Source organism: Pseudomonas sp. CMR5c (genome assembly GCF_003850545.1).
GTDB classification, from domain to species: domain Bacteria; phylum Pseudomonadota; class Gammaproteobacteria; order Pseudomonadales; family Pseudomonadaceae; genus Aquipseudomonas; species Aquipseudomonas piscis.
In genome coordinates this window covers 39,312-63,916 of sequence record NZ_CP027705.1, presented here as the reverse complement: position 1 = coordinate 63,916, position 24,605 = coordinate 39,312, and the positions used below count along the sequence as shown (strand labels likewise).

The 24,605-nt window shown below is 64.0% G+C and carries 27 protein-coding genes and 1 pseudogene; 12 read left to right on the top strand and 16 right to left on the bottom strand.

Annotated features, from left to right (window positions below; translation table 11 throughout):
• Window positions 1-82: 82 nt before the first annotated feature.
• The gene (coxB, locus tag C4K40_RS00335; protein ID WP_031320870.1) at window positions 83-1,210 is read right to left on the bottom strand and encodes a cytochrome c oxidase subunit II; all 1,128 of its coding nucleotides are present in this window, start codon (window positions 1,208-1,210) and stop codon (window positions 83-85) included.
• A 423-nt stretch (window positions 1,211-1,633) separates the two neighbouring features.
• On the opposite strand from coxB, the gene C4K40_RS00330 reads away from it, so the two are divergent.
• Window positions 1,634-2,284, top strand: a complete 651-nt coding sequence (locus C4K40_RS00330) for a hypothetical protein (protein WP_022642257.1) — start codon at window positions 1,634-1,636, stop codon at window positions 2,282-2,284.
• A gap of 66 nt (window positions 2,285-2,350) precedes the next feature.
• Here C4K40_RS00330 and C4K40_RS00325 read toward each other — a convergent pair whose 3' ends face one another.
• The 4 genes from C4K40_RS00325 to C4K40_RS00310 all read right to left on the bottom strand — a co-directional run bounded on the left by C4K40_RS00325 (window position 2,351) and on the right by C4K40_RS00310 (window position 7,009).
• Complete coding sequence (locus C4K40_RS00325; RefSeq protein ID WP_053137899.1) at window positions 2,351-3,883, bottom strand: SulP family inorganic anion transporter; 1,533 nt, start codon at window positions 3,881-3,883, stop codon at window positions 2,351-2,353.
• A 91-nt stretch (window positions 3,884-3,974) separates the two neighbouring features.
• Window positions 3,975-4,712, bottom strand: a complete 738-nt coding sequence (locus tag C4K40_RS00320) for a carbonic anhydrase (protein WP_022642256.1) — start codon at window positions 4,710-4,712, stop codon at window positions 3,975-3,977.
• Window positions 4,713-4,930: 218 nt separating this feature from the next.
• Entirely contained in the window at window positions 4,931-5,989 is a 1,059-nt protein-coding gene (locus tag C4K40_RS00315; RefSeq protein WP_053137896.1) for a PA0069 family radical SAM protein, read from the bottom strand.
• A gap of 102 nt (window positions 5,990-6,091) precedes the next feature.
• Window positions 6,092-7,009, bottom strand: coding sequence for a ribosome-inactivating family protein (locus tag C4K40_RS00310; RefSeq protein ID WP_164485008.1), 918 nt, complete (start codon window positions 7,007-7,009; stop codon window positions 6,092-6,094).
• Between the two features lie 170 nt (window positions 7,010-7,179).
• Here C4K40_RS00310 and C4K40_RS00305 point away from each other — a divergent pair, with 170 nt between their 5' ends.
• Window positions 7,180-7,536 (top strand): hypothetical protein, encoded by a 357-nt coding sequence (locus tag C4K40_RS00305; RefSeq protein ID WP_053137890.1) that lies wholly within the window; start codon window positions 7,180-7,182, stop codon window positions 7,534-7,536.
• A gap of 45 nt (window positions 7,537-7,581) precedes the next feature.
• On the opposite strand, the gene C4K40_RS00300 is transcribed toward C4K40_RS00305, so the two are convergent.
• From C4K40_RS00300 to C4K40_RS00290, 3 genes are read right to left on the bottom strand one after another with little or no spacing between them, the layout of a single operon-like run.
• Entirely contained in the window at window positions 7,582-8,886 is a 1,305-nt protein-coding gene (locus tag C4K40_RS00300) for a cytochrome c (RefSeq protein WP_022642252.1), read from the bottom strand.
• A 12-nt stretch (window positions 8,887-8,898) separates the two neighbouring features.
• Window positions 8,899-10,683 carry a GMC family oxidoreductase gene (locus C4K40_RS00295; RefSeq protein ID WP_031320868.1) on the bottom strand — a complete coding sequence of 595 codons (1,785 nt, stop codon included), beginning with the start codon at window positions 10,681-10,683 and terminating at the stop codon, window positions 8,899-8,901.
• A gap of 2 nt (window positions 10,684-10,685) precedes the next feature.
• Window positions 10,686-11,435, bottom strand: coding sequence for a gluconate 2-dehydrogenase subunit 3 family protein (locus C4K40_RS00290; RefSeq protein ID WP_053137887.1), 750 nt, complete (start codon window positions 11,433-11,435; stop codon window positions 10,686-10,688).
• A gap of 294 nt (window positions 11,436-11,729) precedes the next feature.
• Between C4K40_RS00290 and C4K40_RS00285 the strand changes: the two genes are divergently transcribed.
• Window positions 11,730-12,371 carry a tyrosine-protein phosphatase gene (locus C4K40_RS00285; RefSeq protein WP_053137884.1) on the top strand — a complete coding sequence of 214 codons (642 nt, stop codon included), beginning with the start codon at window positions 11,730-11,732 and terminating at the stop codon, window positions 12,369-12,371.
• Between the two features lie 105 nt (window positions 12,372-12,476).
• Here C4K40_RS00285 and C4K40_RS00280 read toward each other — a convergent pair whose 3' ends face one another.
• Together C4K40_RS00280 and prlC are read right to left on the bottom strand one after the other, a co-directional pair.
• On the bottom strand, window positions 12,477-12,764 hold the full coding sequence (locus C4K40_RS00280) for a YheV family putative zinc ribbon protein (protein ID WP_022642248.1): 288 nt from the start codon (window positions 12,762-12,764) through the stop codon (window positions 12,477-12,479).
• The gene (gene prlC, locus C4K40_RS00275) at window positions 12,761-14,839 is read right to left on the bottom strand and encodes an oligopeptidase A (protein WP_022642247.1); all 2,079 of its coding nucleotides are present in this window, start codon (window positions 14,837-14,839) and stop codon (window positions 12,761-12,763) included. Before prlC ends, C4K40_RS00280 begins: the two co-directional genes overlap by 4 nt.
• Window positions 14,840-14,926: 87 nt before the next feature.
• Here prlC and C4K40_RS00270 point away from each other — a divergent pair, with 87 nt between their 5' ends.
• The 3 genes and pseudogenes from C4K40_RS00270 to C4K40_RS31820 all read left to right on the top strand — a co-directional run.
• The gene (locus C4K40_RS00270) at window positions 14,927-15,472 is read left to right on the top strand and encodes a gamma carbonic anhydrase family protein (RefSeq protein ID WP_022642246.1); all 546 of its coding nucleotides are present in this window, start codon (window positions 14,927-14,929) and stop codon (window positions 15,470-15,472) included.
• Between the two features lie 28 nt (window positions 15,473-15,500).
• On the top strand, window positions 15,501-16,151 hold the full coding sequence (locus C4K40_RS00265; RefSeq protein WP_053137882.1) for an HAD family hydrolase: 651 nt from the start codon (window positions 15,501-15,503) through the stop codon (window positions 16,149-16,151).
• 20 nt (window positions 16,152-16,171) lie between these two features.
• Window positions 16,172-16,258: pseudogene (locus C4K40_RS31820) on the top strand (transposase); the annotation flags it as partial.
• A gap of 64 nt (window positions 16,259-16,322) precedes the next feature.
• Here C4K40_RS31820 and C4K40_RS00255 read toward each other — a convergent pair.
• Complete coding sequence (locus C4K40_RS00255) at window positions 16,323-17,402, bottom strand: aminopeptidase (protein ID WP_053137879.1); 1,080 nt, start codon at window positions 17,400-17,402, stop codon at window positions 16,323-16,325.
• Between the two features lie 59 nt (window positions 17,403-17,461).
• On the opposite strand from C4K40_RS00255, the gene C4K40_RS00250 reads away from it, so the two are divergent.
• Both C4K40_RS00250 and C4K40_RS00245 read left to right on the top strand, forming a co-directional pair.
• The gene (locus tag C4K40_RS00250; protein ID WP_053137875.1) at window positions 17,462-17,878 is read left to right on the top strand and encodes a hypothetical protein; all 417 of its coding nucleotides are present in this window, start codon (window positions 17,462-17,464) and stop codon (window positions 17,876-17,878) included.
• Window positions 17,879-17,922: 44 nt separating this feature from the next.
• Window positions 17,923-18,342 carry a hypothetical protein gene (locus C4K40_RS00245; RefSeq protein WP_022642241.1) on the top strand — a complete coding sequence of 140 codons (420 nt, stop codon included), beginning with the start codon at window positions 17,923-17,925 and terminating at the stop codon, window positions 18,340-18,342.
• Window positions 18,343-18,348: 6 nt separating this feature from the next.
• Here C4K40_RS00245 and C4K40_RS00240 read toward each other — a convergent pair whose 3' ends face one another.
• Window positions 18,349-18,582: a DUF1161 domain-containing protein gene (locus C4K40_RS00240; protein ID WP_022642240.1), complete on the bottom strand. Its 234-nt coding sequence runs from the start codon at window positions 18,580-18,582 to the stop codon at window positions 18,349-18,351.
• Window positions 18,583-18,725: 143 nt separating this feature from the next.
• Window positions 18,726-19,157 (bottom strand): OsmC family protein, encoded by a 432-nt coding sequence (locus C4K40_RS00235; protein WP_022642239.1) that lies wholly within the window; start codon window positions 19,155-19,157, stop codon window positions 18,726-18,728.
• Window positions 19,158-19,381: 224 nt separating this feature from the next.
• Between C4K40_RS00235 and C4K40_RS00230 the strand changes: the two genes are divergently transcribed.
• Entirely contained in the window at window positions 19,382-20,383 is a 1,002-nt protein-coding gene (locus tag C4K40_RS00230) for an LLM class flavin-dependent oxidoreductase (RefSeq protein WP_022642238.1), read from the top strand.
• A gap of 72 nt (window positions 20,384-20,455) precedes the next feature.
• On the opposite strand, the gene C4K40_RS00225 is transcribed toward C4K40_RS00230, so the two are convergent.
• Together C4K40_RS00225 and C4K40_RS00220 are read right to left on the bottom strand one after the other, a co-directional pair.
• Complete coding sequence (locus C4K40_RS00225) at window positions 20,456-20,680, bottom strand: DUF1161 domain-containing protein (RefSeq protein WP_031320863.1); 225 nt, start codon at window positions 20,678-20,680, stop codon at window positions 20,456-20,458.
• 134 nt (window positions 20,681-20,814) lie between these two features.
• On the bottom strand, window positions 20,815-21,030 hold the full coding sequence (locus C4K40_RS00220; RefSeq protein WP_022642236.1) for a dodecin: 216 nt from the start codon (window positions 21,028-21,030) through the stop codon (window positions 20,815-20,817).
• Window positions 21,031-21,188: 158 nt separating this feature from the next.
• Here C4K40_RS00220 and C4K40_RS00215 point away from each other — a divergent pair, with 158 nt between their 5' ends.
• Window positions 21,189-21,515 carry a YqjD family protein gene (locus C4K40_RS00215; RefSeq protein WP_022642235.1) on the top strand — a complete coding sequence of 109 codons (327 nt, stop codon included), beginning with the start codon at window positions 21,189-21,191 and terminating at the stop codon, window positions 21,513-21,515.
• Between the two features lie 22 nt (window positions 21,516-21,537).
• On the opposite strand, the gene C4K40_RS00210 is transcribed toward C4K40_RS00215, so the two are convergent.
• The gene (locus tag C4K40_RS00210; RefSeq protein ID WP_022642234.1) at window positions 21,538-22,431 is read right to left on the bottom strand and encodes a LysR family transcriptional regulator; all 894 of its coding nucleotides are present in this window, start codon (window positions 22,429-22,431) and stop codon (window positions 21,538-21,540) included.
• A gap of 124 nt (window positions 22,432-22,555) precedes the next feature.
• Between C4K40_RS00210 and trpB the strand changes: the two genes are divergently transcribed.
• Together trpB and trpA are read left to right on the top strand one after the other, a co-directional pair.
• Window positions 22,556-23,776 carry a tryptophan synthase subunit beta gene (gene trpB, locus C4K40_RS00205; RefSeq protein WP_022642233.1) on the top strand — a complete coding sequence of 407 codons (1,221 nt, stop codon included), beginning with the start codon at window positions 22,556-22,558 and terminating at the stop codon, window positions 23,774-23,776.
• Complete coding sequence (trpA, locus tag C4K40_RS00200; protein ID WP_053137872.1) at window positions 23,776-24,588, top strand: tryptophan synthase subunit alpha; 813 nt, start codon at window positions 23,776-23,778, stop codon at window positions 24,586-24,588. The genes trpB and trpA overlap by 1 nt, the downstream gene beginning before the upstream one ends.
• Window positions 24,589-24,605: the final 17 nt, after the last annotated feature.

The window sequence follows — 24,605 nt, the reverse complement described above, 5'->3', positions numbered from 1 at the left end:
GTCCTGTCTCCTGCACGCGAATGGACTGGACGATCGGCGGCGGCGCGCCGCGACCGGTTGCGCAGATACCCAAGAAGCCGGCTCATTTGCTTTCCGCCTGTTTCAGCGCCAGGACATCCTTGGGCGTCACCATGTCGCCCTTGTTGTTGCCCCAGGCGTTGCGTTCGTAGGTGACCACGGCGGCGATATCGACTTCCGACAGCTGCTTGCCGAAGGCGGCCATGGCGGTGCCCGGCTTGCCGTGGAACACCAGGCTCAGGTGAGCCTCCTTGGGTCCGGTGGCGATCTTCGAGCCCTTGAGCGCCGGGAACATCGGCGGCAGGCCCTGCCCCTCGGCCTGGTGACAGGCCACGCAGGTGGTGTGGTAGATCTTGTCGCCGCGGGCCACCAGTTCGTCGAGGGTCCATTCCTTGCTGGTCAGCTCCTTGAGCTTGGCGGCCTCGGCCTTGCGCTCGCCCATCCAGGCGTCGTAGTCGGCCTGGGACTTGACCTCCACCACGATCGGCATGAAGCCGTGGTCCTTGCCGCACAGCTCGGCGCACTGGCCACGATAGATGCCGGGCTTGTCGACCCGGGTCCAGGCTTCGTTGACGAAGCCGGGGATGGCATCGCGCTTGACCGCGAAGGCCGGCACCCACCAGGAATGGATGACGTCGGCGGCGGTCACCAGGAACCGCACCTTGGCGCCCACCGGCAGCACCAGCGGCTGGTCGACCTCCAGCAGGTAGTGCTCGCCCTTGGCGCTCTTGTTGTGGATCTGCTCGGCGGGGGTGGCCAGGTTGCTGAAGAACTCCACATCCTGGCCCAGGTATTTGTAGTGCCACTTCCACTGGTAGCCGGTGATCTGCACGTCCACGTCCGGCTCGCTGGTGTCGTACATCTTGATCAGGGTCGCGGTGGCCGGCACGGCCATAGCCACCAGGATCAGGAAAGGGATGATGGTCCAGAGGATTTCCACCGTGGTGCTTTCGTGGAACCTGGCCGGGACCTGGCCGGTAGAGCGACGGTGAACGATCATCGACCAGAACATCGCGCCGAAGACGATGACGCCGATCACCACACAGATCCAGAAGATGGTCATGTGCAGGTCGAATACCGCGTGGCTTATCTCGGTAGCCCCAGGCGCCATATTCACCGTCCAGGCGGCTTGCGCCTGGCTGAATATCGTCCACAACAGGAGGCCCATCCAGACTTGTGGATGTCGCTTCATTGCGGGTTCCCCTTATCGTTCTTGTTATCCCGCCGGCTATACACCTGCGGCAAGGGAGCGACTGCCTAGACTACGAACTTAGACCATCGAGCCTCGCTGCAATTGCAGTCGGGCATCATCAGCTAACTTCATACATTGGCGAGTATAGCCAGCGACTCTCACCTCGCAACGCAATGGCGTAAACCTGCTGAAACACCTCATGGAGGCTTTGCAGGCCACGGTAATCAAGGGATTGACGAAAAAGAGGGGGTGCGACGATATAACGCACCCGACTAAGTAATAAGTGAATATTACAAATATGTCTTAAACACTTTGATGAGCAGGCTAACTTATGTTCTCCCCCGAGGGATGGTCGCTAATGGGCGGCAGGCCGTCATCCCACCTCGGTTGTCCCGATCGACCGCCCTTGTTCCTGGAGCTTTCATGAACACCGCCGCATTACGCGAGCAGATCCTATTGGCTCAACAGCACGAAGCCAGCACGGGCCACCTGGCCCGCCAACTGGAAGCGCAGCTCCCTCACCTGCACCCCGCCATCCTGCTGCCCGAAGTCGACGCACAAGGCGTCATGACCCGTTTCGTCAGCGCATACATCGATCAGGTGCCAGACCTTCTGGACGCCGCCAACGCCGTTGCCCGTGAAGCGGGCATCGAATCGCAGATCAAGCCGGTGCTCAAGATCGCCGAGCAGTTCTTCCTCCAGCCGCCGGCCATCATGGCCGGGCATGTCGGCCTCGACGGCCTGCTGGACGAAGCCTACCTGGCCCTGCGCCTGGTAGAGGAAGTCAACGACCTGTACATCAAGCATTTCGGCCGTCCACTGATCCCCCTGGACATGACGGTCGCCAATCTCATCGCCCATCAGCTGATCGGCGAGACCTTTGCCAACCAACTGGACGAAGCCGTGCATCACGCGGTCGACGCCATGCTCGACGAAGACAGCTTCGCCCTGGAGTCAGTGGAAACCTACCGCGACCGCCTCGGCAGCCCCGACACCGAGGCAGCCTGGAAACGCTGGCCGTGCCTGTCACGCCAGCTGGGCGTGGAACTGGAACTCGACCAGCCCGCCGCCTGACCCACTCCTCGCCGGCAAGGCCCACCGTGGGCCTTGTGGCGAAGGGCCTGGCGCCAGGCCCATGCTTCACTCGCGTACCGCCACGCCCATCCCGCCGACACCGCTCAAGCGTCCCTCCAGGCGCCGTTTCAGGCCCCGGGACTCGATCACCAGCCGCGAGCCCTTGGCAGCGCTGGCCCGCTCCCATTCCTCCAGCAACTCCAGGCACGCATGGTCGATGTAGCCCAGGTGGTTGAGCGGCACATGCAAGGTCGTCCCCGCCGGCACCGTGGCCAGGACCTGGCTCAACGCGGGCACCTTGAGGAAGGTCGCCGTCCCCACCAGGCGCAGTTCCATCTGTCCCGCCTGGGGCAGGTCGACCAGGCTGATCTTCAGGCGCGCGGCCTGGAACGCCAGCTTGAGCAAGGTCAGGGCGAAACCCACCAGCACACCGGTCAACAGGTCGCTGAAGACGATCGCCAGGGCCGTCACCGCATAGGTGAACATCGGCATCCGCCCGTAGCGTCCCAAACCACGGAAGGCCTTGAGATCCACCAGCTTGAAGCCGGTGTAGACCAGCACGCCGGCCAGGCTCGCCACCGGGATGCGCTGCAGTACGCTGGACAGCAGCAGGACGAACCCCAACAGCCACAGGCCGTGGAAGATGGTCGAGTAGCGCGTGCGGGCACCGGCCTGGACGTTGGCCGAACTGCGCACTATCACCCCGGTCATCGGCAAGGCGCCCAGCAGGCCGCAGAGCATGTTGCCGGTGCCCTGGGCCGACAGCTCGCGGTCGAAGTCCGAGCGCTGGCCGTTGTGCATGCGATCCACAGCAGCAGCCGAGAGCAGCGTCTCGGCACTGGCGATGAAGGCCAGGGCCACGGCCGCTACCAGCAGGGCCGGGTCCGCCAGGTGCAGCAGGTCGCCAGGACGCAACCAGTCGATGGCCTCGGCCATGCTCGCCGGCACCTCGACCCGGTTCACCGGCAGCGCCAGCAGCAGGCTGGCCAGGGTCGCCAAGCCCACCCCGAGCAGCGCCCCGGGGACGAAACGCAGCGCCTGGGGCCGCCACTTGTCCCAGCCCCACATCACCGCAATGGTCGCCAGCCCCAGCAGCCCGGCCTGCCAGCCCAGGCCATCGAGGGCCCGGGACAGCGCGGCGGGAAAGCCGGCGAGGTTATCCAGCCCCGAGGCCTGGGGCGCGGCATCCACCAGCACATGGACCTGGGACAACACGATCAGCACCCCGATACCCGCCAGCATGCCGTATACCACTGCCGGCGCCGTGACCCGGAACCAGCACCCCAGGCGCAGACGCCCGGCCAACCACTGCAACAGCCCGGCCAACAGCAGGACCGGCCCGAGCATGGCTACCCCATGCAGGCGCACCAACTCGAAGACCAGCACCGCCAGCCCCGCGGCCGGGCCGCTGACCTGCAATGGCGATCCTGCCAGCCAACCCACCACCAGGCCGCCGATGATCCCGGTGATCAGGCCCTTGGCCGGCGGCAGGCCCGAGGCGATGGCGATCCCCATGCACAGGGGCAGGGCCACCAGAAACACCACCACCGAAGCCAACAGCTCCCGTGGCAGGACACTTTTAAGCTGTGCTGCACGCATGACAACTCTCCCGACATTTTCTTCAGGCGTGGCAAGGCCGGACTGCTCCCAAGCAGCCCAGGCCAAGACCTCACAAGGAATTGAGGTGGATTCAGAAACGCGCTTTGGGCGTCGCCACGGGAATCGGATGGCTACCGTCGAGCGGCAGGAAACAGCTCTTGTCCGCGTCGTAGGCCTTGATCGAGCTGGTCTCGATGTCATAGACCCAGCCGTGGATGAACAACTGGCCGTTGGCCATGCGCGAGGCAACGGAAGGATGGGTACGCAAGTGCTGCAACTGGGCGATGACGTTCTCTTCGGTCAGGACATGCATGCTCGAAGGCTCGTCGGCGCACGAGCAATTGTCCTGGACCATGGTCCGGGCCACTTCGGCGTGGCGCAGCCAGGCCCTGACCGTGGGCATCTTTTCCAGGCTCTGCGGGTTGAGCACGGCGCGCATGGCCCCGCAGTCCGAATGCCCGCAAACGATGATGTGGTGCACGCCCAAAGCCATTACCGCGTATTCGATCGCCGTGGACACACCACCGTTCATCTGCCCATAGGGCGGCACCACGTTGCCCACGTTGCGGGTCACGAACAGGTCGCCAGGGGAACTTTGGGTGATGAGTTCGGGAACGATCCGCGAATCGGCACAGGCGATGAACATCGCCCTTGGCCGCTGGGCCGTGGCGAGTTTCTTGAACAACTCTTGCTGCTGCGGAAAGACTTCATGATGAAAATGCAAAAAACCGTCGACGATATGTTGCAGCGCTGCATCGGCGGTCTCGGCGGAACCGTTGGTAGGGGCTGGAGCCGACGCAGCCAGCGGCTGTTTATCCTTGTCACTCATGATTGATTCTCTCTGTCGGATTTGGTGAATGTCCCAGAATGATCCGGCACGACGCCGACGGCTGATCAAAAAACGACCGAACCGTCGGAAGTGACATCCAAGTCACTTGATGAGCAAGGTAGCCGTGAAAACTTAACTCAAACTGAATGCAGCGCTCTAGAACGCCACTATGGGCCGCGAAACGATGGGCGGCACATCCGTTCGCAAAAGCCGCGGGCCTACAGCAACGACATCTGCCTGCCCGGCGGACAGAATGCCGAGCAGTCCAGGTCGAAACCGCCACGACGATCGAGCCCCAGGCGCTTGAGTGCCTTGGCGAAACGCTGGGCCAGCAGGTCGGCGAACGGGCCCTCGCCGCGCATGCGGCTGCCGAAGCGGCTGTCGTAGAGCTCGCCCCCGCGGCTCTGGCGGATCAGGCTCAGGACATGGGCGGCGCGTTGCGGATAGTGAGCCGCCAGCCACTCCTCGAACAGCGGCGCCACCTCCAGGGGCAGGCGCAGCATCATGTAGGCCGCGCTTTGCGCGCCGGCGGCCTGGGCTTCGGTCAGCAGGGCCTCCAGCTCGCTGTCGTTGATCATCGGGATCATCGGCGAGCACAACACCCCCACCGGCACGCCCACTCCACGCAATACCCGGATCGCCCGCAGGCGGGCATTGGGCGCTGCGGCCCGGGGCTCGAGGATGCGTTTCAGTTCATCGTCCAGGGTGGTGAGGCTGATCATCACCGCCACCAGCCGCTGCCGGGCCAGCTCGGCCAACAGGTCAAGATCACGCAGGATCAGCGAACCCTTGGTGACGATGGTCACCGGGTGCCGGTAGCGCAGCAGCACCTCCAGGGTGCGCCGGGTCAGCCGTTGTTCACGCTCGATGGGTTGGTAGGGATCGGTATTGGAACCCAGGTTGATCGGCGCGCACTGGTAGCCGGGTTTGGACAGCTGCTGCTCCAGCAGGGTGGCGGTATTGCTCTTGGCGATCAGCCGGGTTTCGAAGTCCAGCCCCGGCGACATGTCCCAGTAGGCATGGCTGGGCCGCGCATAGCAGTAGATGCAGCCGTGCTCGCAACCGCGATAGGGATTGATCGAGCGATCGAAGGGCAGGTCCGGCGAATTGTTGCGGGTGATGATCGACTTGGCGGTTTCCAAGCGCACCTCGGTGCCCTGGGTCAGCGGTACTTCCTGGTGCCAGCCGTCATCCTCGGCCACCGAACGGCTAGGGGCGAAACGGTTGTGCGGGTTGCTCGCGGTGCCGCGACCGCGGGGCGGCAAGGGGCTGGACATGGGGACGCTCCATTACTGTATATGAATACAGTAATGGAGCTGCGATAAGCTGCCTAGCGCCGTCGAGCAGAACGTTTCACGGGACCTCTCGCCGGCCCGGCTTCACTTCTTCAGGGTCAGCAAGATGCCCAGCGAGCCACTGACATCCTTGTAGTCCTTGAATGTCTTGGCCTCGGACGTGTTCGGCGCGATGGTCACGGGCGTCACTTTCTCGCCCTTCTTGGGGGCATAGCTGGAAAATGCCAGATCGCTCAACTTGCGCCAGCTTTCCATCAAGTCGATGTTGTAGCTTTTCACTGGCTGCCCCTCTGCCTCCTTGACAATGTTCTGCTGGATATCGCGACCGATGGAGTACTTGAAGCGTGAGCCTTCGATGAACATGGGGATGACGACCAGCAGTGCCTTCTTGGCGCCCTTGCCCTCTTTACCACCGCTGGGATCCAGCGCGAGCTTGTTGAGTGAACTGGTGAGCACCACCCATCCATAGTTGATGTCGGTCCGATCAACCTCCTTGGTTTCCAGTTGCTGGTAGCTCCCGCCAAAGCTCAACTTCACCTTCGGCTTGAGATCAGGGCCGGTCTGATCCTTGAGCTCGTAGTAAGTAGCGCCAACCTTATAGCCGACCACATACAGGTCCCGTAGATTGATATAGAACCTGACGACCTCTTTCTGGTTGTCGTCCAGGAACCTCAGGCTGGCAAACTTGCCACTCGCGGCAACCTGGCTTTCCGTCACTGGGTTGAGCACACCCTTCCAGTCCAGCGCTTTGGCCAGTTGCTTCTGGACCAGCGTCAACGCGCTCTCGTACCCTTTGGCAGTGTCCGCGTTGTCCTTGGTCGGCATCGAACAGGCGATGTCCAGCGGCGCCTTGGTATCCGGCACGCTGCACACATCACTGGCAAATGCCCCCTGGGCCAGGAACATCAGCGCGCCCGCCAGCCACCACGTGCCTTTGCCTATGGAACGCAGCGCAGCGCCCCGGGACAGTGAGCTTCCTGTTTCAACTTCAGAGCTATTCATGTTCGCCTCCATGGCGTGTTCGGTAAGATCGCAGCAGCCCTGGACACGGCTGCCTGACTCGGCGGCGCAGCCATGCCGAGGGGGAACAGACCCCGCAGCACACTAATCAGGACACCCTGCAGGCCGGCAGCCGGAAAGGCTTCCCGAGCGGCAATCAAAGGAGCACGGCAATGCCCAGGACACCCGGCACACTGGAAAAGATCTTCTATGCGGCGCACGCCTACCTGCCGAGCTACGGGCAAGGCGCCGACCTGATCATCGTCAGGGCCGCGGATGGCCAGCTCTGGGGCCTGGCCTGCGAGTTCGACCTGTGCACCCGGGACATCCGGCAAGCCGCGGTGAGCGGCCTGCAGCCCTTCGATGCAGCCGAGGCGAAGTTCGCCGAGGCGCACTGGCGCCCTCACCACGACGACATCGGCCTGCTGCCCGCGAGTTGGGAAGACCTGATGAGCGCCGGATTGGCGGACTGCATCGCCGGCTACCAGCTACAAAGCCAGCTGGGGATCCAGCCATTCCCCGGGGGCTGAAGGCCCATGTCGAACCGGCGCCCGTTGCAGGCGCCGGTCCTGCCACTAGTGACGTGGAATCACGTTGCCCAGGTCGTCGTTGGAGGTGCTCTGCAGGCGCCCGTCACGCAGCCCGGCCACGTCCGCGGCCTTCACCGGCGCGCCCTGGTTGCCCCAGCTGCTGCGGATGAAGCTGACCACGTCGGCCACCTCCTGGTCCGACAACCGCCAGGCGAAGGGCGGCATGGTGAGGGTCGACGGCGCGCTGTGGGTGGCGGGCAGGGTGCCGCCCTTGAGCACGATGTTGATCAGCGAGGTGGCGTCTTCCGATTGCAGCACCGGGTTGCCGGCCAGCGCCGGGAACACCCGGGTGTAGCCATGGCCATCGGTACGGTGGCAGGCGGCGCAGTTGTCGATATACACCGAGGCGCCCGGCTTGCTGTCGTCGCCTTTCCACAGGGCGTCGGCCACTTGCTTGTCGTACTGGTGCGGCTGGTCGGCGGGATCGTTGGCCGGCAGCGACTTGAGATAGCGGGCGATGGCCGTCAGGTCCTGGTCGCTCATGTACTGCATGCTGTGGACCACCACATCGCTCATGCCACCGAACACCGCGCTGCGATCGCTGCGACCGGTCTTGAGGAACTGCACCAGTTGCTCTTCGCTCCAGCTGCCCAGGCCGTCCTTGTGATCGCCACGCAGGCTCTTGGCGATCCAGCCCTCCAGCGGCGCGCTGCCGGACAGGAAAGCACTACCTTCGCTGGCGCTCAGGGCCTTCTCCTGCATGGTCAGCGCCCGTGGCGTATGGCAGGCGCCACAGTGGCCCAGGCCTTCCACCAGGTAGGCACCACGGCTGATCAACGGGTCGCTGTCGGCAGCCACGGCGGCTGGCGCCACGCTCGGGGCGAACATCCAGCGCCAGATCGACAACGGCCAGCGCATGCTCAGGGGCCAGGGAATGTCACTGTCCTGGTTGTCCCGCACCACCGGCGCCACGCCGTGCATGAAGTAGGCGTAGAGCGCCTGCATGTCGGCGTCGTTGACCCGGGCGTAGGACGGGAAGGGCATGGCCGGGTACAGCGTGCTGCCGTTCTTGGCCACGCCATGGCGCACGGCTTGGTCGAAGTCCTCGAAGCTGTAGTCGCCGATACCGGTCTTGTCCGGAGTGATGTTGGTGGAATAGATCACCCCGATCGGGGTTTCCATCGGCAGGCCGCCGGCGAACGGCTTGCCGTCCTTGGCGGTGTGGCAGGCGACGCAGTCACCAGCACGGGCCAGGTATTCGCCCTGCTTGACCAGGGCCTGGTCGACTTCGGCGGCCTGGAGAGAGGCGCTGCCCAACAGCGCCAGACTGGCGATAACGAGTGCTTTCATGGTCATCGCTCCTTATGCCTGGACCAGCGGGCCGGGGTTCTTCAAGTACTGCTCGCGGATCGCCCGCGCCGACCAGTAGGTCAGCGCCGCCACCAGCCCGGTGGGGTTGTAGCCCAGGCCCTGGGGAAAGGCCGAGGCTCCAGGCACGAACACGTTGTGCACGTCCCAGCTCTGCAAGTAGCGGTTCAGGGCGCTGGTCTTGGGGTCGGTGCCCATGATCGCGCCACCGTTCAAGTGAGTGGTCTGGTAGGAGGCGGTGTTGAAGTGCTCACCGACCTGCTTGCCCAGCAGGGCGATGGCCTTGGGGTTCATCGCCTGGGCGATCTTGCCCATCTTCTCGACCATGAAGCGGTTCATCTTGATGTCGTTTTCCTGCCAGTCGAAGGTCATCCGCAGCAGGGGCAAGCCGTAGGCATCGCGGTAGACCGGGTCCAGGTCGAGGTAGTTGCCCCGGTAGGACTGGTGCGCACCGTGGGCGTCCATGGACACCTGGTGGGTGTAGTAGTCGGCCGTGGCCTTCTTCCAGGCGCTGCCCCAGGCCGGAGTGCCTGGCGGGTTGGACGTCCCGGCGATCGGCCGGCTGCCGGCCTGGTTGACCCAGAATGGCGAACCACCGACGAAGCCATGGGGGCCGTGGTCGAAGTTGTCGGCATTGAAGTCGTCCACCGCCACGCCGTTGCCACCGGCGCCGATGAAGTTGTTGGTGTGCACGTCCTTGTCGAAGTAGGCCTTGATGGTGGCCATGTTCTGGTAGGCGAAGTTCTTGCCCACCACGCCTTCGCCGGTGATCGGGTCGTAGGGCTTGCCGATGCCCGAGAGCAGCATCAGGCGCACGTTGTGGAACTGGAAGGCGCCGAGGATCACCAGGTCCGCCGGTTGCTCGATCTCGCGCCCCTGGGCGTCGACGTAGGTGACGCCGGTGGCCAGGGTCTTGCTGCTGTCCAGGTTGACCTTGAGCACATGGGAATTGGCCCGCAACTCGAAGTTCGGCAGCGGCTTGAGGGCCGGCAGGATATTCACGTTGGGCGAGGCCTTGGAATACATGTAGCAAACGTAGCCACTGCAGAAACCGCAGAAGTTGCACGGCCCCATCTGCGCGCCATAGGGGTTGGTGTAGGGTCCCGAGGTATTGGCCGACGGCAGGTTGTAGGGCTTGTAGCCCACTTCATTGGCAGCTTTCTGGAACAGCTGGGCGGAATAGGTGTTCTTCTGCGATTCCAGCGGGAAGTGGTCCGAGCGATCCGGCGCGTAGGGGTTGCCGCCCTTGCCTTCGCCCACCAGCTGGCCCTTCACGGTCCAGGCCTGGCCCGAGGTGCCGAAGACCTTTTCCGCATAGTCGAAGAACGGCTCCAGCTCTTCGTACGTGACGCCGAAGTCCTGGATGGTCATGTCCTTGGGGATGAAATTCTTGCCGTAGCGTTCTTCATAGTGGCTGCGCATGCGCAACTCGATGGGGTCGGCACGAAAATGCACGCCAGACCAATGCAGGCCGGCGCCGCCCACGCCATTGCCCGGCAGGAACGCGCCCAGCTGGCGGTTGGGCAGGGCCACGTCGTTGACGCTGTGGCGAATGGTCACGGTTTCCTTGGAAATGTCCTGGAAGAGCTTCTTGCGCACGCTGTAGGTGAGCTCGTCGATCACCTGGGGATAGCTGCCGTCCGGGTAGGTGTCCTGCATCGGCCCGCGCTCCAGCGCCAGCACGTTGAGCCCCGCCTCGGTCAGTTCCTTGGCCATGATGGCGCCGGTCCAGCCAAACCCGACGATCACTGCGTCGACCTTCTTCATCACTGTCGCCATGCTCAAGCCCTCTCGCCGCGAATCGATACTGCCGGGAAGGGGTACTGCTCGTTACGCTCCACCCAATCCATGAAATCAGCGCGCGCGCCGGGGAAGCCGATCAGGGTCCAGCCCACCAGGCCCTTGTTGCCACCGTGGATCGGGTCGCTGAAGAAACCCTCCTTGGTGTTCTGCAACAGCAGGTTGAAGAACAGCTTGGCCGGAACCGTGTCGAACTGCGGCGTACCCGCCTCCAGCTGCTTGAGCAGATCGTCTCGGGTAGCGCTGTCTTGAGCAGCAAATGCTTGGCCCTTGAGCTGCTTGCACCAGGCGTCCGTGGCGGCGATGCCCAGGCGATAGATCTCCTTGGGCACCAGCTTGCTCTGCCAGCCCATCTCTGGCGCGGCATCGGCCTTGAACGGGCCTTGCATGTACCACAGGGCACCGGCGGCGTAGGAGGTGTTCATCTGCCGGTCGATGTATTCCGGCACGCCGGCTTCCAGGGCGCCCGGGCCCAGGTCGTCCGCCGGGATCAGGCGTTCCACCGCCGCCTTGATGAAGGCCCATTCCTCGGCGCTGAAGTAGCTGGGCTCATAGTGGCTGCCACTCGCCTGCTTGCTCGGCGCAGCGGGCTTGTCGGCGGCGACAGCCTCGGGAGCCACGGCCAGCATGCTGCTGCCCAGGCCGGTGCTGACCACGGTGACTACCGGGATCAAGGTCAGGGATTTACGCAAAAACTCACGCCGCGGGTTGTCTCGATCTTGATCGGACATGGATGCACCTCATCAGGCATTGATGGATTTCAGCCGCGTCATGGCGCGACTTTGTGTTTTGGCAACGCAAAAAGCCGGGCAAAACCCGGTTTTATGAACACATCAGCAAACAATAGTTACAAATGATAGCAGCCTAAGTATCGAGGTGAATCGTTTCAGTTCCAAAAAAAAGATCAGCTGCCTCAAAAAAGACAGGATCAGACCAGCTTCACGATTCTTTGACACAGGCCTCACGGGGCATTGACCGGCACAGACCGAGACTGCCGGCCATCGATCCCTCACCCGTGACCGTCCATGTCGAGAACTCGCTTGCTTCCCGCTCTTTGCCTGGCATTGCTGGCCCTGCTCGCTCCTTTGGCGCAGGCCGCCGGCCGTCCCGAGCATTGGGCCCAACCGGTGGAAAAACAGTACAACCTGTACCAGATGTCACCGACCCTGTATCGCAGCGCCCTGCCGGACCAAGACGCCGTGCCGTTGCTGGAAAAACTCAAGGTGGGGACGGTGATCAACTTCCTGCCCGAATCGGACAGCAGTTGGCTGGCGGCGCCAGGCATCCATCAGGTACAGCTGCCTTATCGCACCAACCACGTGGATGACGCCGATGTGCTCAAGGCCTTGCGCGCGATCCAGAGCGCCGAAGCCCAGGGCCCGGTGCTGATGCACTGCAAGCATGGCTCGGACCGCACCGGGCTGATGTCGGCGATGTACCGGGTGGTGGTCCAGGGCTGGAGCAAAGAGGAAGCCTTGAGTGAAATGACCCAGGGCGGATTCGGCGACAGCGCCCACTTCAAGGACGGCATTCGCTACATGATGCAGGCCGATGTGGAGAAGCTGCGCACGGCACTGGCCAACGGCGACTGCAGCACCAGCGTGTTCGCCACCTGTTCGGTGAAGAGTTGGTTCGAGACGGTCAGCGCCGGCAAGCCGGCGAACTGATTGCGACGCGGGAGAAGGCTTTCCCGTAGGAGCCAAGCTTGTGCGCCGCGATGTGTCTGACACACCGCTATCGCGCGCAAGCTGCACTCCTACAGGGGTTCCCGGTTACTGGGGTTCGTCGGTTTTCTTCTTCAACTTGGGGTTGGGGAAGAACTGCACCGACTGCACCTTGGCATCCGCCACCTTGAGGGCCGCGGTGTTCACCCGCGTGCTCAATTCCTTGGGTACCGACAGTCCCTGCTCGTTCAAGGTGTCGGAGTAACCGCAGGCCACGCATTCGCGATGGGGCACGTCGTCTTCGCTCCACATCATCAGCTTGTCCTGCTCACTGCACGCCGGGCAAACCGCGCCGGCGATAAAGCGTTTCTTGGTCTTCACGGGGGCTTCACTCATGCTGCCGCGTCCTCGCTGAGGCCGCTGTGGCGCAAGAGTGCGTCAATCGACGGGGCCCGTCCGCGGAAATCGACGAACAGCACCATCGGCTCCTGGGAACCGCCACGGGCCAGGATCGCCTCGCGGAAAGCACGACCGGTCGCGGCGTTGAGCACACCCTCTTCCTCGAAACGCGAGAAGGCGTCGGCCGACAGTACTTCGGCCCACTTGTAGCTGTAGTAACCGGCGGCATAACCACCAGCGAAGATGTGGGCGAAGCTGTTGGCGAAGCGGTTGTAGGCCGGCGGACGCATCACCGAGACCTCGTCGCGCACGGACTCCAGCACCTGCAGCACGCTGCGGCCATCGCCGTGGGTGGCGTGCAGTTCGAAGTCGAACAGCGAGAACTCCAGCTGGCGCACCATCATCATCCCGGACTGGAAGTTCTTGGCCGCCAGCATCTTGTCCAGCAGGTCCTGGGGCAGGGCTTCGCCGGTTTCGTAATGACCGGAGATCAGCGCCAGGCCCTCGGGCTCCCAGCACCAGTTCTCCATGAACTGGCTCGGCAGCTCCACGGCATCCCAGGCCACGCCGTTGATCCCGGAGACGCCGGCATGCTCGATGCGGGTCAGCAAATGGTGCAGGCCGTGGCCGAACTCGTGGAACAAGGTGGTGACTTCATCGTGGGTCAGCAGCGCAGGCTTGCCAGGCGCGGCCGGAGTGAAGTTGCACACCAGGTTGGCCACCGGGCTCTGCAGGGTACCGCCGGCGGTGCGCCGACGGTCGCGGGCGCCATCCATCCAGGCACCGCCACGCTTGTTGGCGCGGGCGTAGAGGTCGAAGAAGAAACGCCCGACGTGCTGGCCGTTCTCCTTGATCTCGAACAGGCGTACATCCGGGTGCCAGGCATCGAAGCCCTTCTGCTCGGCGATCTCGATGCCATACAGGCGCTGGACGATGGCGAACAGGCCGGACAGCACCTTGTCGATGGGGAAGTAGGCGCGCAGGGCTTCCTGGGACACGCTGTAGCGCTGCTCGCGCAGCTTCTCGCCATAGAAGCCGCTGTCCCAGCTTTGCAGGTCAGGGCAACCTTGCTCGGCGGCATAGGCCTTGAGCTGTACCAGGTCCTGGGCGGCGAACGGCTTGCTACGCTTGGCCAGGTCCCGCAGGAAGCCCAGCACCTGGTCGCTGGACTCGGCCATCTTGGTGGCCAGGCTCAACTCGGCGAAGCTGGCGAAACCCAGCAGCTTGGCCAGTTCCTGGCGCAAGTCGAGGATCTCCTGCATCACCGGGCCGTTGTCATGCTGGCCGGCGTTGGGGCCCTGGTCGGAGGCCCGGGTGCAGTAGGCGGCGTAGACCTCTTCACGCAGGGCGCGGTCCTGGGCGTAGGTCATGACTGCGTAGTAGCTGGGGAACTCCAGGGTGATCAGCCAGCCGTCCAGGTCCTTGGCCTGGGCCGCGGCGGCCATCTGCGCCTTGGCCGAGTCGGTCAGGCCGGCCAGCGCCGCTTCGTCGGTGATGTGCTTGGTCCAGGCCTGGGTGGCATCGAGCAACTGGTTGGAGAAGCGGCTGCCCAGCTCGGACAGCTTGCTCTGCACTTGCGCGTAGCGCTTCTGCTGCTCCGGCGGCAGGTCGATGCCCGACAGGCGGAAATCGCGCAGGGAGTGTTCGAGGATAGTCTTTTGCGCCACGTCGAAACCCGCCGCCTCCGGGCTCTTGGCCAGGGCGTCGAAGGCCTGGAACAGCTCGCGGTTCTGGCCCATTTCGGTGGAGTAGGCGCTCAATGCCGGCAGGCAGGCCTCATAGGCCTCGCGCAGGTCGGCGCTGTTGCACACGGCATTGAGATGGCTGACCGGGCTCCAGGCGGCGCCCAGGCGATCGTTGAGCTCGTCCATGGCCAGCACCAGGCCGGCCCAGGTCGGCGCAGTGGCCTGGGTCTTGAGGATCTCGGCAATGGCGGCGCGGTTGTCAGCCAGGATCTGTTCGATGGCCGGCTGTACGTGTTCGGCACGGATCGCCGAGAACGGCGGCAGGTCATAGGGCTGCAGAAGAGGGTTGTTCACACTCACGGTGGGCACCTTGGCTGGAAGAAACATGCTTGGGAAACGTAGCACCATCTTAATTACAATCGACAGCCATGGCAGCTATAGCCCCTATTAATAATCCTAGAGAGGGACCCGCACTTGGCCATCCGCACCTATCAGGACCACAGGCCGAAACTCGGCGAACGGGCCTTCGTCGACCACTCGGCGGTAGTCATCGGCGACGTCGAGATCGGCGCCGACAGCTCGGTCTGGCCCCTGACCGTGATCCGCGGCGACATGCACCGCATCCGCATCGGCGCCCGCACCAGCGTGCAAGATGCCAGCGTGCTGCACATCACCCACGCCGGCCCCTTCAACCCCGAGGGTTTCCCGCTGTTGATCGGCGATGACGTGACCATCGCCCACAAGGTCATGCTCCATGGTTGCAACATCGGCAGCCGGGTCCTGATCGGCATGGGCAGCATCGTCATGGACGGCGCGGTGGTGGAGGATGACGTGATGGTCGGCGCCGGCAGCCTGGTGCCGCCGGGCAAGCGCCTGGCCAGCGGCTTCCTCTATGTCGGCAGCCCGGTGAAGCAGGTGCGCGCCCTGACCGAAAAGGAACGTGCGTTCTTCACCTACAGCGCCGGCAACTACGTGAAGCTCAAGGACCAGCACCTGGCCGAAGGCTACGACCGGCCCTGATCAACCGTTGCACAGCCCAGGAATTCCCATGCATTACCAAACCGTATTGTTCGACCTCGACGGCACTCTCACCGACCCTCGCGAAGGCATCACCCGCTCGATCCAGTTCGCCCTGGGCAAGCTGGGCATCGACGAGCCGGACCTTGCCAAGCTCGAACACTTCATTGGCCCGCCGCTACTGCAGGCCTTCATGCAGTTCTATGGCTTCGACGAAGCCCGGGCCTGGGACGCGGTGAATTTCTATCGCGAACGCTTCAAGGTCACCGGCCTGTACGAGAACCGTGTCTTCGACGGCGTCATGCCGCTGCTCGAGACCCTCGGCGGCCAGGGCCGGCAGCTGTACATCGCCACCTCCAAGCCCTGGGTGTTCGCCCGGGAGATCGCCCGCCACTTCGACTTCGCCAAGCACTTCAAGGTGATCTACGGCAGCGAGCTGGATGGCACCCGTACCGACAAGGTGGAGTTGATTGCCCACCTGCTGGAACAGGAACGCCTGGATCCGGCCGACACCCTGATGATCGGCGACCGCAAGCACGACCTGATCGGCGCGAGGCGCAATGGCCTGGACGCAGCGGCGGTGGGTTACGGCTTCGGCAGCCACGAGGAACTGAGCGCCGAAGCACCGGCCTATCACTTCCAGACCCTGGAGCAACTGCACCAGGCCTTCCTGCCGCGCTGAACCGAGTGCATCGCGGGCCAGCACGCCTACCCGTGGCCAACCCGTTACGCGCGGGATTGGTGAAGCGGGTTGGCGACTACGCGCTTTGGGATGCGATCTGGATTTGACGATCCGACCTCATCGCGGGCAAGCCCCGCTCCTACGAAAGCAAGCGTATTCCTTGGCGTGCTTCTAGAGGCCACCCATCAAGGCTGTCAGCGCCGCCTTGCGTTTTTCGACCGGCTGGCGGCCGAGCTTTTCAACCGCCCCATAGAAGGCCGGCCAGTCGCCGTGCACTTGCTTGAACAACGCGGCGAAGGCCGGCACCCACTGGTCGTACAGGCCGAAGGGCAAGAGCCGGGCGTTGTTCAACGGGGTGTTGATCCAGGCGTCGTAGCGATTGGAGCCGGCCCACTGGCTGTCCCGTAGCTGGCGGTAGTCCTGGCGCATGCGCTCGAACTCCTGGGCCTTGCGCTGGCGCATCTGCTCAGCGGGCAAGGGCAGGGCATAGAGCTGTTCCAGGCGCTTGCGAGTGTCGAGCACCAGCTGGGTGAACTGGTCGCGCTGACGCAGCTGGCCATCGGTAGCCGGCGGCAAGCCGCGATAGGCCCGCCATTGCCGGGTACCTTCCTGCTCGACGAAGGTGGCGAAGGACTCGTTGAACTCGGTGTCGTCCTTCACGTAGAAGCGCTGGTGGGCCAGTTCATGGAAGATCAGGGTCGCCAGGCGCTCGTCGCCCCAGTGCAGCATCGAACTGATGATCGGATCGTCGAACCAGCCCAGGGTCGAATAGGCCTCCACCCCGCCAACGGCCACGTCCAGGCCCTTTAGCTGCAACAGTGCGGCCTCGCCCCGGGCCGCGCCCTGGCTGTAGTAGCCGCGATAGGCCACGCAACCGGCGATGGGAAAGCAATGGGTTTGCGGGGCCAGGGAAAACTCCGGCGTGGCGAACACGTTCCACACCACGTAAGGCCGGCCGATATCGACGTACAACCGATAGCTGCGGTTGTCCGGCAGGTGCAGGTGCTCGCTGGCGAAGGTCCGGGCCCGCTGCGACTGGGCCAGGTGGGCACGCAGGGTGGCATCGCGGGATGGATCGGCCAACACCTGGGTTACCGGTGTACGAGCCCGCAACAACTGTAATTGGCCACTGGCCAGCTGGCTGTAATAGCCGGCGCTGCTGCAACCGTTGAGCAGCAAAAGCACCAGGATCGGAAACCAAACGCGCAAAACGCGATCAAGTACCCCATGGCTTGGACACGGCCTAGTCAAATCGAATCATCCACAGAGAGTCTGCCCGCAAGACTATCTCGCCTGCCTGGAGTTTCGCCATGCGCGTGTTGCTGCTGACCACCGGATTGCTGGCCCTGAATGGCTGCGCCAGCCTGCCCGATCCCGACCCGGCGCAAGCCTGGATCGACCTCGCGCCACCCCAGGACACCACCTTGCAAGCCGTGGAAGTGGACGCCAAGGGCGCCGGGGACCCGCGCTACTTCCAGGTCCAGCCCGGTACCCATGAATTGACCCTGCGCTACCAGTTCGCCGTAGCCCCGGGCAACATCGGCGCCGATGTGGAGGAGCCGCTGTGGCGCGACTGCCAGTTGAACGTGAAATTCACCGGTTTCAGCGCTGGCCAGCGCTACCAGGTACGGGCCGGCAACATCGGCTTCCATCCCTGGGCCAGGCTCTACGACGAACAGCACACCCTGCTGGGCAAGGCGCAACCGGCAGGCTGCCAGCGCAGCTGATCGGCGCTATGCTGGAGCCCCTTCGCTGACCTGGCCCCTTGTTCATGCGCCTGCCACTGCTGATCCTCGCCCTTGCCACCCTCACTGCCTGCAGCACGCCACTGCCCAGCGTCGACCCGCAACAGGCCTGGATCGACCTGGCCACCCCAGCGCCAGGAGGCCGGCTGCTGATGGCCGAGCGCCTGGACAACCAGCGCCTGGGCGATGGCCGGTTCTTCCAGGTCACACCCGGCAGCCACGAGCTGATGGTGCGTTTTGACTTCGAGGTGTTCGCCGGCGGCATGGGCATGACCACCGACCCACAGGAGCGGCTGTGCTACCTGAGCCTGCGCTACGACCACTTCCAGGCCGGCCAGCGCTACCGGCTGGAGGCCCGCAACCTGGGGTTCACCCCCAGCGCCAGGCTGTACAACGCCCAGCGCGAGATCGTCGCCGAAGAGCGGATGATCAACTGCGTACCCTGAGCCGGTTCAGCGATCGTTCTTCTGGTAGATGATCTTCTTCGTGCCGTTCTCGCAGCTGCCGACCACCATGTTGTCGTCGTGGACCTCGTCATTGGTGACGATTTCCAGGGTGTAGGAGGAGACGCCCCGGGCCTGGATCTTGGCTTCGATCTCGGCCTTGAGTTCCTCGCAGGGCTTGGGCGCGGCCAGGGCCGATGTGGCCAGCGCACAACTTGCTACCGCCAAGGCAAAACGTTTCATGATTGCAAACTCCCTTGTTGCGGCGCGTGCGAACGCACACTCAAGCCGCAGTCAGGTATTCGACCACATTTTCCATGACCCGGTTCTGAACTGGCACACAGCCTGGGCCTGCCGGCTCCCGATGCGGAAGCCGGCGGCCACGTTCAACCGACCAGGGTCGCGTCCAGCGTGATACTGGCCTTGAGCACCTTGGATACCGGGCAACCTTCCTTGGCCTTGCGGCTCAGTTCGTCGAACTGCTGCTGGCTGGCTCCCGGGATCCTGGCCTTGAGGACCAGGTGCACGGCAGTGATGGCGAAACCGCCGTCGACCTGGTCCAGGGTCACTTCGGCCTGGGTATCGATACTCTCGGCCTTGAGCCCGGCCTCGCCGAGGATCATGGAAAACGCCATGGAGAAGCAGCCGGCATGGGCCGCGCCGATCAACTCCTCGGGATTGGTGCCCTTGCCGCCTTCGAAGCGCGCCGTGAAGCCGTAGGGGGCGTCGCGCAGGACCCCGGTTTCGGTGGAGATCGATCCCACGCCGGTTTTCAGGTCGCCTTGCCAATGGGCCGAAGCTTTTTTCTTGATAGCCATGTATCTCTCCTCGAGGAAGCGGTGCAGGGGAATTCCCGCGCCTCAAGGGTTCTGAGGACAGATCCGCGGGCAAAGTTCAGCCGGTCTGCAGCGACCATTTACCCGACAAATTCACTCTGGCTATTGAAACTCGGGTATATGCCCACATTGCATAGTCCTGACTGACAGATTTCGGCAGGTTTTGCGCGTGTAAAAGCCTGCACACCCCAAGGAGAAGCAGGCTTATGCAATCGCTGTCCGCTGTGAAGTTCTCGACCCTCGACCTGGTGCCCGTGCGTGAAGACGCCAGCCCGGCCCAATCCCTGCGCAATTCCCTGGACCTGGCCCAGCATGTGGAGAAGTTCGGCTACACCCGATTCTGGGTCGCCGAGCACCACAACATGGACGGCATCGCCAGCTCCGCCACTTCGGTGCTCATCGGCTACCTGGCCGGTGGCACCTCGACCATCCGCGTCGGCTCCGGTGGAGTCATGCTGCCCAACCATGCGCCACTGGTGATCGCCGAGCAGTTCGGCACCCTGGAGAGCCTGTACCCGGGACGCATCGACCTGGGCCTGGGCCGGGCTCCGGGCTCGGACCAGATGACCGCGCGGGCCCTGCGCCGGGAACGTTCCGGCAGCGCCGACGACTTCCCCGAGGATGTGGCCGAGCTGATGGCCTACCTGGGCCCACGTTCCCCGGAGCAGCGGGTGATCGCGATGCCCGGCACCGGCAGCAACGTGCCGGTGTGGCTGCTGGGTTCCAGCTTGTTCAGCGCGCAGCTGGCCGGGGAGCGGGGCCTGCCCTACGCCTTCGCCTCGCACTTCGCACCGCGCTACATGCATGAGGCGATCCGCGTATATCGCAATCACTTCAAGCCTTCGGCGGTACTCGACAAACCCTACGTGATGCTCGGCGTACCGCTGGTGGCCGCCGATACCGACGAACAGGCCGATTACCTGGCGACCTCGGTGTACCAGCGCATCCTCGCCCTGATGCGCGGCCAGAGCCTGGTCCAGCGTAAGCCGGTCAAGAGCATGGACGGCCTGTGGCTGCCCCATGAGAAGGAAGCGGTGGGGAGTTTCCTCGGCCTGGCGATGATCGGCAGCCCGGCGAAGATCCGCGCCAAGCTGGAAGTGCTGGTGGAGCAGACCGGCGCCGACGAGCTGATCTTCACCTGCGACCTCTACGAGCACGCCGACCGCCTGCACTCCTACGAGCTGCTGTCCCAGGTGATGAAGGGCTGAGCGGACCTGGATCACGGGCACAAAAAGCCGACGCCTGGCGTCGGCTTGGTTCTTTCCGGAGGCTACAAGGGGTCAACCGCGCTTGTAGACGATCTCCTTGGTACCGGCTTCGCAGGAGCCGACCACCTTGCCATCCGCCGCAGCGCCCTTGTCGACCACTTCCAGCGAGTAGTGAGGGACGCCATTGGCATCGATCTTCGCGGCGATTTCGCCCTTGAGCTCCTCGCATGGCTTGCCGGCGGCAAGGGCAGTTCCCGCAAGACTGAACAAAGCAGCAGCTAAAACTAGTTTTTTCATCGGTCACATTCCCTGGTCGGATCAAAAGAGGCGGCGTGGACGCCAGCCTGACAGAGGCTCAAGACAGTTGTAGCGCTTTGCCATTTCCTATGGCACTCGGCCAGCGCACAAGTTCCAGAGCCTAGCTCAAGCCCTCAACTATTGGCAATGCGGAAGCCGACCTTGAGGGTGACCTGGAAATGCGCCGCCTTGCCGTCCTTGATATGGCCACGGGTTTCAGTCACTTCGAACCACTCCAGATGCTTGATGCTCTTGTGCGCCTCGGCCAGCGCGTTGTTGATCGCGTCTTCGATGCTGTTGGGCGAAGAACCGACCAGTTCGACCTTCTTGTAGGTGTGATGATCACTCATGGCACTCTCCTTTTCCGGTGATGAACTAAAGCCTAGCAGTGATTGCCCGCTGCACTTGTGGCGCCTTGTCTCAGGGGGAAGTTCAGATTTTCTGCACTTTCCCAAGGCCGTGCAGTCGGAACCTACACACTTCATCACCACGTTGCAGGAGAGCCCACATGGCCAATTCGTCGTTACGCAAAGCCTCGCTGGAAAGTATGGAAGCCGAGATCGAGAGCCTGCTCAAATCCCTGGAAAGCCTCAAGGATGATGCTTCCGAGGAGTCGCGCAAAACCCTCAAGACGCTCAAGAGCAATGCCGAAAGCGCGCTGAAACATTCGCGCAGCCTGCTCAGCGACGCCTATGAAGAGGTCAAGGTGAAAACCCGCGAAACCGGGATCGCCACCCGTGACTACGCCCAGGAACACCCCTGGACCACCGCCGGCGTCGCCGTCGGGGCCATCGGCCTGCTGGCCGCCTACCTGCTGTGCAAGCGCAACAACTGAGTCCGGCTCTTCACAGCAGAACTCAAACCGGCTGGCGCAGCTCGGTCTTCAGCCACTGCGCCAGCTGCCGGGCGCGCCCGTCGGCGGCGCGCTTGGGCGACCATAACGCCAGCTGCCCCGGGGTATCGCAAAAGCCCCACGGCGCCACCAGCCGCCCCGCCAGCAAGTCCTCGGCCACCAAGGGTTCCGGAGCGATCGCCACTCCCAGCCCGGCCACCGCCGCTTCCAGCAAGTAATACAGATGCTCGAACCCCTGGCCGTATTTCAGTGCCTCGGGAGCGATGCCGTTGCGCCGTGCCCAACTGGGCCAGGCCTGGGGCCGCGAGGTGGTATGCAGCAACGGCTCGGCCACCAGCGCCGACGCCGGCCCCTGGTGCAGGCGCGGATAGCCGGCGTAGCGCGGGCTGAGCACCGGGCCGATACGTTCGCTGGCCAGCTCATGCACCTGCATATCCGCCGGCCAGGGCGGCTCGGCGAATACCAGCAGGGCATCCAGCCCCGGCCGCCGTGGGTCCAGATCGCCTTCGCCGGCGGACAGGTGCAGGCGCAGGTCCGGCAGGTCGGCATTCAGCCGGCCCAGGCGCGGAATCAACCAGCGCGCCAACAGGCTGCCGGAGCAACCGAGGACGAAAGGCGCATCGGCGCTGCCTTGAGTGAGCTCGGCACAGACATCCCGCAAGCGTTCGAAGGCCTCACTGCTGGCGTCCCGCAGGCGGACCCCGGCATCTGTGAGTTTAATGCCGCGCCCATCCTTGCTGAAAAGGCTCAGCCCCAAGTGTTCCTCGAGCACCTTCAATTGTCGGCTGACCGCGCCGTGGGTGACATGCAGCTGCTCGGCGGCCTGGCTGACGCTGTTCAACCGGGCGGTGGCTTCGAAGGCCCGCAGGGCATTGAGGGGGGGCAGGTCGCGGCTCATTTGATTTGTGAGTTTTCCTGACAGGTTGTGGCGATCTTATCGGTTTTCAGGGCCCGGTGGCAGGGGTAGAGTGAGCTCCATTGTTTCCACGCTTTCTTCCACGAATCCATCCGGGAGCGCTCCAATGACCCAGTCCCAATTGCGTAATGGTCCTGACGAAAACGGCCTGTTCGGCGGGTTCGGCGGCCGTTATGTCGCAGAAACCCTGATGCCGCTGATCCTCGACCTGGCCCGTGAATACGAAAAGGCCAAGCAGGACCCCAAGTTCCTCGAAGAGCTGGCCTATTTCCAGCGCGACTACGTGGGCCGTCCCAGCCCGCTGTACTTCGCCGAGCGCCTGACCGAGCACTGCGGCGGCGCCAAGATCTACCTCAAGCGTGAAGAGCTCAACCACACCGGCGCGCACAAGATCAACAACTGCATCGGCCAGATTCTCCTGGCCAAGCGCATGGGCAAGCAGCGCATCATCGCCGAGACCGGCGCCGGCATGCACGGCGTGGCCACCGCCACCGTGGCCGCGCGCTTCGGCCTGCAATGCGTGATCTACATGGGCACCACCGACATCGAGCGCCAGCAGGCCAACGTGTTTCGCATGAAGCTGCTGGGCGCCGAGGTGATCCCGGTCGTGGCCGGCACCGGCACCCTCAAGGATGCGATGAACGAAGCCCTGCGCGACTGGGTGACCAATGTCGACAACACCTTCTACCTGATCGGCACCGTGGCCGGTCCCCACCCTTACCCCGCCATGGTCCGCGACTTCCAGGCAGTGATCGGCAAGGAAACCCGCGAGCAGATGCAGGCCCACGAAGGGCGCCTGCCGGACAGCCTGGTGGCGTGCATCGGCGGCGGCTCCAACGCCATGGGCCTGTTCCATCCGTTCCTCGATGACCAGGGCGTGCAGATCATCGGCGTCGAGGCCGCGGGCCACGGCATCGAGACCGGCAAGCATGCCGCCAGCCTCAACGGCGGGGTGCCCGGCGTACTGCACGGCAACCGCACCTTCCTGCTGCAGGACGACGATGGCCAGATCATCGACGCCCACTCGATTTCCGCCGGCCTGGACTATCCCGGCATCGGCCCGGAACACGCCTGGCTGCATGACATCGGCCGGGTCGAGTACACCTCGATCACCGATACCGAGGCCCTCGAGGCATTCCACCAGTGCTGCCGCCTGGAAGGCATCATCCCGGCGCTGGAGTCCTCCCATGCCCTGGCAGAGGTATTCAAGCGCGCACCCAACCTGCCCAAGGACCACCTGATGGTGGTCAACCTCTCGGGCCGTGGTGACAAAGACATGCAGACCGTGATGCACCACATGCAACAGTCCCAGCAGGAGAAACACTGATGAGCCGCCTGCAAACGCGCTTTGCCGAACTCAAGGAACAGAACCGCGCCGCCCTGGTGACCTTCATTACCGCCGGTGACCCGAACTACGACACGTCCCTGGCGATTCTCAAGGGTCTGCCGGCCGCTGGCGCCGACGTGATCGAACTGGGCATGCCCTTCACCGACCCCATGGCCGACGGCCCGGCGATCCAGCTCGCCAACATCCGAGCCCTCGGGGCCAAACAGAACCTGGCGAAAACCCTGCAGATGGTCCGCGAGTTCCGCGTGGACAACAGCGACACGCCACTGGTGCTGATGGGCTATTTCAACCCGATCCACCACTACGGCGTACCGCGCTTCATCGCCGATGCCAAGGCCGCCGGGGTCGATGGCCTGATCGTGGTGGACATTCCGCCCGAACATAACAGCGAGCTGTGCGACCCGGCCCAGGCCGCGGGCATCGACTTCATCCGCCTGACCACGCCAACCACCGACGACGCGCGCCTGCCCAAGGTGCTCGATGGCAGCTCGGGGTTCGTCTACTACGTGTCGGTGGCCGGGGTGACCGGCGCCGGGGCCGCGACCCTGGAACATGTGGAGCAAGCCGTGGCCCGCCTGCGCCGGCATACCGACCTGCCCATCAGCATCGGTTTCGGCATCCGTACCCCGGATCAGGCCGCGGCCATCGCCCGCCTGGCCGACGGCGTGGTGGTGGGTTCGGCGCTGATCGACCACATCGCCAGCGCCGAATCCCCCGCCCAGGCGGTGGATGGCGTGCTGAGCCTGTGTTCGGCGCTGTCCGAGGGCGTGCGCAAGGCCCGGCTCGGCTAAGACCGGGCCCGCAGCGA

Bases quoted from the DNA above. Each gene is read 5' to 3' on its own strand.
- coxB (WP_031320870.1), bottom strand. From the start codon at position 1,210: ATGAAGCGACATCCACAAGTCTGGATGGGCCTCCTGTTGTGGACGATA.
- C4K40_RS00330 (WP_022642257.1), top strand. From the start codon at position 1,634: ATGAACACCGCCGCATTACGCGAGCAGATCCTATTGGCTCAACAGCAC.
- C4K40_RS00325 (WP_053137899.1), bottom strand. From the start codon at position 3,883: ATGCGTGCAGCACAGCTTAAAAGTGTCCTGCCACGGGAGCTGTTGGCT.
- C4K40_RS00320 (WP_022642256.1), bottom strand. From the start codon at position 4,712: ATGAGTGACAAGGATAAACAGCCGCTGGCTGCGTCGGCTCCAGCCCCT.
- C4K40_RS00315 (WP_053137896.1), bottom strand. From the start codon at position 5,989: ATGTCCAGCCCCTTGCCGCCCCGCGGTCGCGGCACCGCGAGCAACCCG.
- C4K40_RS00310 (WP_164485008.1), bottom strand. From the start codon at position 7,009: ATGAATAGCTCTGAAGTTGAAACAGGAAGCTCACTGTCCCGGGGCGCT.
- C4K40_RS00305 (WP_053137890.1), top strand. From the start codon at position 7,180: ATGCCCAGGACACCCGGCACACTGGAAAAGATCTTCTATGCGGCGCAC.
- C4K40_RS00300 (WP_022642252.1), bottom strand. From the start codon at position 8,886: ATGAAAGCACTCGTTATCGCCAGTCTGGCGCTGTTGGGCAGCGCCTCT.
- C4K40_RS00295 (WP_031320868.1), bottom strand. From the start codon at position 10,683: ATGGCGACAGTGATGAAGAAGGTCGACGCAGTGATCGTCGGGTTTGGC.
- C4K40_RS00290 (WP_053137887.1), bottom strand. From the start codon at position 11,435: ATGTCCGATCAAGATCGAGACAACCCGCGGCGTGAGTTTTTGCGTAAA.
- C4K40_RS00285 (WP_053137884.1), top strand. From the start codon at position 11,730: ATGTCGAGAACTCGCTTGCTTCCCGCTCTTTGCCTGGCATTGCTGGCC.
- C4K40_RS00280 (WP_022642248.1), bottom strand. From the start codon at position 12,764: ATGAGTGAAGCCCCCGTGAAGACCAAGAAACGCTTTATCGCCGGCGCG.
- prlC (WP_022642247.1), bottom strand. From the start codon at position 14,839: ATGTTTCTTCCAGCCAAGGTGCCCACCGTGAGTGTGAACAACCCTCTT.
- C4K40_RS00265 (WP_053137882.1), top strand. From the start codon at position 15,501: ATGCATTACCAAACCGTATTGTTCGACCTCGACGGCACTCTCACCGAC.
- C4K40_RS00250 (WP_053137875.1), top strand. From the start codon at position 17,462: ATGCGCGTGTTGCTGCTGACCACCGGATTGCTGGCCCTGAATGGCTGC.
- C4K40_RS00245 (WP_022642241.1), top strand. From the start codon at position 17,923: ATGCGCCTGCCACTGCTGATCCTCGCCCTTGCCACCCTCACTGCCTGC.
- C4K40_RS00240 (WP_022642240.1), bottom strand. From the start codon at position 18,582: ATGAAACGTTTTGCCTTGGCGGTAGCAAGTTGTGCGCTGGCCACATCG.
- C4K40_RS00235 (WP_022642239.1), bottom strand. From the start codon at position 19,157: ATGGCTATCAAGAAAAAAGCTTCGGCCCATTGGCAAGGCGACCTGAAA.
- C4K40_RS00230 (WP_022642238.1), top strand. From the start codon at position 19,382: ATGCAATCGCTGTCCGCTGTGAAGTTCTCGACCCTCGACCTGGTGCCC.
- C4K40_RS00225 (WP_031320863.1), bottom strand. From the start codon at position 20,680: ATGAAAAAACTAGTTTTAGCTGCTGCTTTGTTCAGTCTTGCGGGAACT.
- C4K40_RS00220 (WP_022642236.1), bottom strand. From the start codon at position 21,030: ATGAGTGATCATCACACCTACAAGAAGGTCGAACTGGTCGGTTCTTCG.
- C4K40_RS00215 (WP_022642235.1), top strand. From the start codon at position 21,189: ATGGCCAATTCGTCGTTACGCAAAGCCTCGCTGGAAAGTATGGAAGCC.
- C4K40_RS00210 (WP_022642234.1), bottom strand. From the start codon at position 22,431: ATGAGCCGCGACCTGCCCCCCCTCAATGCCCTGCGGGCCTTCGAAGCC.
- trpB (WP_022642233.1), top strand. From the start codon at position 22,556: ATGACCCAGTCCCAATTGCGTAATGGTCCTGACGAAAACGGCCTGTTC.
- trpA (WP_053137872.1), top strand. From the start codon at position 23,776: ATGAGCCGCCTGCAAACGCGCTTTGCCGAACTCAAGGAACAGAACCGC.